Raw genomic sequence first — 635 nt, 5'->3', positions numbered from 1 at the left:
CCCGGCTCACCGCAACACCTTGTACGCGTCCCTGGGCCGCTGTGTCGAGCGGGGCTACCGCCAGGCGATCTCTCAGGCCCTGTTCGAGCACGTCACCAACACCTCCGGTCTGGCCCTGTGCCTGTACGACGTCACCCCCTCTACTTCGAGGCCGAGCGTGAGGACGACCTGCGGCGGGTCGGCTACTCCAAAGAGCGGAGGGTCGACCCCCAGATCATCTTCGGCCTGCTGGTCGACCGACACGGCTTCCCCCTGAGAATCGGGTGCTGGGAGGGAAACAAGGCCGAGACCACCACGATCATCCCGGTGGTGGAGGCCTTCCAGGCCGCCCACGGCATCGAGGACCTCATCATCGTCGCCGACGCCAGCATGCTCTCGGCCGCCAACCTGACGACCCTGGACGACGCCCGGTTGCGGTTCATTGTCGGGGCCCGCACCACCCGGGCCCCAGGCGACCTGGAGGCCCACTTCCACTGGGCCGGTGACGCCTTCACCGACGGCCAGGTCATCGACACCATCACCCCCAAGAAAGGCTCCAGGAGCGAGCGGGACAAGGCTGTCAGGGCTGAGCCCGTCTGGGACCCGCACACCCACCCGGGCTCATGGAGGGCCATCTGGGCCTACTCCAAGAAGCG

General features: G+C 67.7%; 1 pseudogene. It reads left to right on the top strand.

The features are described from left to right. Positions 1-635 (top strand): annotated as a pseudogene (locus tag HMPREF3165_RS13130) (IS1634 family transposase); the annotation flags it as partial.

It is taken from the genome of Actinomyces sp. HMSC08A09, from assembly GCF_001807465.1.
Classification (GTDB): Bacteria; Actinomycetota; Actinomycetes; order Actinomycetales; family Actinomycetaceae; genus Actinomyces; species Actinomyces oris.
The sequence above is the reverse complement of the archived record's forward strand: the minus strand, read 5'-3'. Positions and strand labels throughout refer to the sequence as shown.